This is a genomic window from Streptomyces inhibens (assembly GCF_003389455.1).
GTDB classification, from domain to species: domain Bacteria; phylum Actinomycetota; class Actinomycetes; order Streptomycetales; family Streptomycetaceae; genus Streptomyces; species Streptomyces inhibens.
The window spans coordinates 1-4,750 of sequence record NZ_QUAC01000078.1; the positions used below are offsets into that span (position 1 = coordinate 1).

Below are 4,750 nucleotides of genomic sequence, written 5' to 3' on the forward strand. Positions count from 1 at the left end.
GGAGTGGTGGCGGTCGCCAGGTAGGGGAGGTACGGCCGCGTACGGGAAGGCGGCCGGGGTCGGACCCCCGTCCCGGCCCCGGCCGCCTGCTCATGGGATCCCAGCGGCGCTGCGGTCCCCCGGCGTCCCGGTGGCCCGCCGGTCACCTGCTGCCCGGCCTTCCGTTCCCCGGCCCTCCTGTTCCCGGCCCTCCTGTTCCCGGCCCTCCTGTGCCCCGGCCTCCCGTTCCCCGGCCTCCCATCCCCCGGCCCCCTGCTTTGCGGCCCCCGCCGCGCCGCCGCGTCGCCGTCAGGCCCGCCACGGCAGCTCGGCGGTGATGGAGGTCGGGCCGCCGACGGGGGAGTCCACTATCAGGAGGCCGTCGACGGCATCGAGTCGTTCGGTGAGGCCGGCCAGACCGGTGCCGTTACCGGTGTGTGCGCCGCCGCGGCCGTTGTCCGTCACCAGGACCATGACCCGGTCGGCGGTGTGCCAGACGTCCAGCGTCGCGCTGGTGGCCCGGGCATGCTTGGAGACGTTCTGCAACAGCTCGGAGGCGGTGAAGTACGCGATGCCCTCGATCGCCGCGGCCGGCCGGCGGTCCAGGTCCACGGACACCTTCACCGGAACCGTGCAGCGCGCGGAGAGCGCCGACAGCGCCGGGCCCAGACCCCGGTCGGTCAGGATCGCCGGATGGATCCCGCGGGCCAGGTCGCGCAGCTCCTGGAGCGCGATCTTCACCTCGCCGTGCGCCTCGTCCACCATCTTCGCGGCGGCCTCCGGATCCTCCGCCAGCTTCTCCTTGGCCAGGCCCAGGTCCATGGCGAGCGCCACGAGCCGGGCCTGCGCGCCGTCGTGCAGATCCCGCTCGATACGCCGCAGGTCGGCCGCCGCGGTGTCCACCACCACCCCGCGGTCCGACTCCAGCTGTGAGACCCGGGTGGCCAGGGAGGAGGGGCCCAGCAGGCCATGGACCATGACCCGGTCCACCTGCGTCAGCCCGTGGATCACCCACGGCCCGGCCAGCACGAGCAGCAGCCCGACCCCGCTGGCGAACCCGATCTCGGCCGGGGTGTCGAGATAGAAGCCGTTGCCGCTGCCGTCGCCCCACATCTGGATGCCCGGCTGGTCGAGGTACGCGGGGAACGTCCACCGCCACAGCGGATAGGCCAGAAGAGCCCAGCCGATGGACCAGAACATCAGGGAGAAGACGAAGGAGAAGACCGCCCACGGGAAGTGCAGGAGGGAGTAGAGGAGGTGCCGCCAGGAGACCCCGCTCTTCAGCACGGCCCCGACCCACGCCATCAGGCCCGGCTTCGACGGGCGGATGGGCTCCGGCTCGTCCACGGTCTGCCCCAGCAGGCCCCGGGCCCGCGCACGCTCCAGGCTGCCCAGCGCACGGCTGCCGGCCAGACCGCCCGCCAGCACCGGAATGCCCAGGAACGTGACCAGCAGGCCGGCGCCGAGGGCGATCACCGCTATGGCGTACGCGAACATCACGCTGGACACCGGGAGGCTGAGGAAGAGGTACAGGAACTCCCGCCAGGCGCGCCCGGAGAACGGGGCACGCAGCCCCACGGGCACACGGGAGCCGCGGGGGTGCGGTGCGTATGCGGTATCCATCGTCTCGTTGTCCGTTCTGCTCTGCCGTATGCCGTCCTGAGGCCCGTCCGGCGGATCACGGCCGGGCCCGAGGGCCCGGTCGGCGCCGCGCCTGATCTGCAGGCCTGCGGCTTTTCCGCTAGGACAAGCGTCCGCGATCGACGCCTCCCGCACCATGAGGGTCTTCGCAGTCTTCTCCTGGGGTTTTCCCCACCCCCGGACCTGAGGTTGAGCACAAACGGCCGCCCCTGGGCCCGTCAGCGGCCCCGAGACCCGGGCCCGTCAGCGGCCCCGCGCCCCGGCCCGTCAGCGGCCCCGCGCCCCGGGTCCGGACCCCGAACCCGCCTCCGCCGCCGTCCGCGCCCGCCACGGCAGCTCCGCCGTCACCCGCGTAGGCCCGCCGACCGGCGAATCCAGCACGAACAGCCCGTCCACCGACCCCAGCCGCTCGGCGAGCCCGGCCATCCCGCTGCCGCCGTCCAGCCGCGCCCCGCCCTTCCCGTCGTCCTCCACCTGGATCAGCAGCCGGTCCTCGGTCCGCCACACCTCGACGGACGCCTGCCGCGCCGCACTGTGTTTGGAGACGTTCTGCAGCAGCTCGGAGACCGTGAAATAGGCGATGCCCTCGATGGCCGGGGCGGGGCGCTCGGTCAGGTCCACCGCGGTCGTCGTCGGCACCGTGCAGCGCCCGGCCAGCGAGCCCAGGGCGGGCCCCAGCCCGCGGTCCGTGAGGATCGCCGGATGGATGCCCCGGGCCAGATCACGCAGCTCCTGAAGCGCCAGCTTCACCTCGCCGTGCGCCTCGTCCACCATCGCCGCCACGCTTTCGTCGGACTGGCCCTCCAGCAGCTTCTCCTTCGCCAGGCCGAGCCCCATGGCGAGCGCCACGAGCCGGGCCTGCGCGCCGTCGTGCAGATCCCGCTCGATACGCCGCAGGTCGGCGGCGGCCGTGTCGGTGACCGTCACCCGGTCCGACTCCAGCTCGGCGATCCGCCGCTCCAGCTCGTCGGACGGCGAGAGCAGGCCCCGCACCATCGCCCGGTCCACGTTCGACAGCCAACGCGCCACCCACGGCAGCACCGGCCACCCCACGAAGAGCGAGGCAAAGGTGACCGTGAAGGTGAACAGGGCCCACGGCAGCCGGATGAAGGTGAAGAGTGCGTGCCGCCAGGCGACCGGATCCTTCAGACCCGTCCACAACCACGGGAAGAACCCCCTGTCCCGCGGCCGCAACGGGCTCGGCTCCTCGACCTGCACCCCCAGCCACGCCCGCGCCCGGGCCCGCTCCAGCTTCCCGTACCGGCGGCACACCGTCAGCCCCGCCGCCAGCAACGGTAGTCCGATCACGGTGACGGACAGCCCGAGCCCCATCGTCAGCCACACCACCAGCACCGAGAACGCCACTAGGCCCAACGGCAAGTTGGCCAGCAGATAAGCGATCTCCCGCCACGTCGCGGCGGTGAAAGGCGCTCTGGGCGGCGGTGGTGAGACGACGTCAAGGGCGTCATCAGCGGCACTGGGTCGGGAACTTTCCGTCATGCGCCCAGCCTGCACGGCCGCGGCCGTGCGTGCCATGGGGTAGCTGGGGTGGTGGAGGTGGGGTTTGCCCTACCCCCTCCGCCCGGCGTACGTCCCGTCGCAGGTCAAGACCCCGGCCCGGGACGGGGCATTGGTGCAGGTTGGTGGCTGTCTCGTTATCGGCGTGGTGGACACGGCGCGCAGGCGGGACCGTATTGTGTGGCGATGCACAACGGGAGAGGCGAGGGGCGATGGCGCGGGGTTACGACGGCCAGTTGCTGAAGCCGGATTTCGCCGCGCGACAGCCGGACTCCGCCGCGCGGGACCTCATCGACGCATTGGCCGGCCCCCTCGACGTCCGTGGCTGGGGATGGGGCGAGCGCAGCCGGACCTGGACGGCGGTGACGGCGAGTGTGCTGCTCGCGGCGGTCGCCGGGTTCTGCGCACACAACTGGTACGCGGGCGAGGCCGCCGCTCTCTGGCTCGGAATCGCCGCCGTCGTCCTCACCGGCGCCGGAGCGGGCGGCACGCTCGCCGCACGCAGCGGGCAGCGCGCCCCAGGAGCCGCCCTGTTGCTGCTCGGCGGCATCCTCGGCGTGGCCGCCGCTTGGGAGGCGGTCCAGGGCGGCAGCGCCAGGCTCGCCGCCGTCGGACTCACCGCCGCGGCCGTGCTCGCGCTCCTCGGACTCTGTACGGGGCTGGGGCGCGGCGGCCTGATCGGCGCGGCGTCGGTCGCGCTCGCGGTGGGCGCGTGGGAACTGGGGCTGGCGCTGACCACCCCTGCACGTACGGGAGTTGCGCTCGGCTTCGTCTCCCTCCTCGTCCTCGGCGCTCTGCCCCGGATCGCGTTGATGGCGGCCGGGCTGACCCGGCTCGACGACCAGCGCTCCGGCGGTACGCCGGTCAGCCGGCACCAGGTGGCGGCCGCGCTGGGCGCCACCCACCGGGAGCTGGCCCCGGCCACGGTGGTGATGGCGGCCTCGGCCGGCGCGGCGGGGGTGCTCGCGGTGCACACGCCCGGCCTCTGGACGGTGCTCGCCGCGCTGCTGCTGTGTGTCGTCCTGTGCTCGCGGGCACGGGCGTATCCGCTGGCCGTTGAGGTCGTCGCGCTGCTGGCGGCCGGCCTGGCGGTGTGCGTACGGGTGGTGCTGCTCTGGGCGACCGACGGCGGGGCACCGGTGCTCGCGCTGGTCGCGCTGGGTGTGCTGGCGGGGCTGCCGGTCGCGGTGCTCGCGGTGCGGGTACCGGACCCGCTGCGGGCCCGGCTGCGACGGGGGCTGGACCTGGTCGAGTCGGTGAGCGTGGTCGTCCTGATTCCGGTGGCCCTAGGGGCCTTCGGGCTCTACAGCCTGCTGTTCGGCGCAGCCTGACCCGGAGGGGTGGTGGAGGGGGCATGTCATCGTCGGAGGCCCGTGCGGAAAGCCATGGGGGAGTCCATGGGGGAGCCCGTGCGGAAGAGGCGGAAGAAGCGAAAGCGGTCGGAGTGGGAGGGGGTGTGGATGCGGTGAGTGCGATGGATGTGCAGGGGGTCCCGGGGGCTCTTCCTGTGGCCGAGCCGATGCCGTCGGCCGGAGCGATGCCGGAGGCCGGGGCTAGGCCTGCGGCCGGGCTGGGGCCCGTGGTCGGGGCGACGCCCCCGGCCGGGCCGCCC

3 protein-coding genes are annotated in these 4,750 nt (G+C 73.7%); 1 reads left to right on the forward strand and 2 read right to left on the reverse strand.

What is annotated here, in order from left to right; translation table 11 throughout:
- Nucleotides 1–288: 288 nt before the first annotated feature.
- Entirely contained in the window at nt 289–1,602 is a 1,314-nt protein-coding gene (locus tag DY245_RS11300) for a sensor histidine kinase (protein WP_128506237.1), read from the reverse strand.
- A gap of 285 nt (nt 1,603–1,887) precedes the next feature.
- Nucleotides 1,888–3,120, reverse strand: a complete 1,233-nt coding sequence (locus DY245_RS11310) for a sensor histidine kinase (protein WP_128506239.1) — start codon at nt 3,118–3,120, stop codon at nt 1,888–1,890.
- Between the two features lie 230 nt (nt 3,121–3,350).
- On the opposite strand from DY245_RS11310, the gene DY245_RS11315 reads away from it, so the two are divergent.
- Nucleotides 3,351–4,469: a secretion protein snm4 gene (locus DY245_RS11315; protein ID WP_128506241.1), complete on the forward strand. Its 1,119-nt coding sequence runs from the start codon at nt 3,351–3,353 to the stop codon at nt 4,467–4,469.
- The last annotated feature ends 281 nt before the right edge of the window (nt 4,470–4,750 follow it).

Coding starts and splice junctions, on each gene's coding strand:
- DY245_RS11300 (WP_128506237.1), bottom strand. CDS start 1,602: ATGGATACCGCATACGCACCGCACCCCCGCGGCTCCCGTGTGCCCGTG.
- DY245_RS11310 (WP_128506239.1), bottom strand. CDS start 3,120: ATGACGGAAAGTTCCCGACCCAGTGCCGCTGATGACGCCCTTGACGTC.
- DY245_RS11315 (WP_128506241.1), top strand. CDS start 3,351: ATGGCGCGGGGTTACGACGGCCAGTTGCTGAAGCCGGATTTCGCCGCG.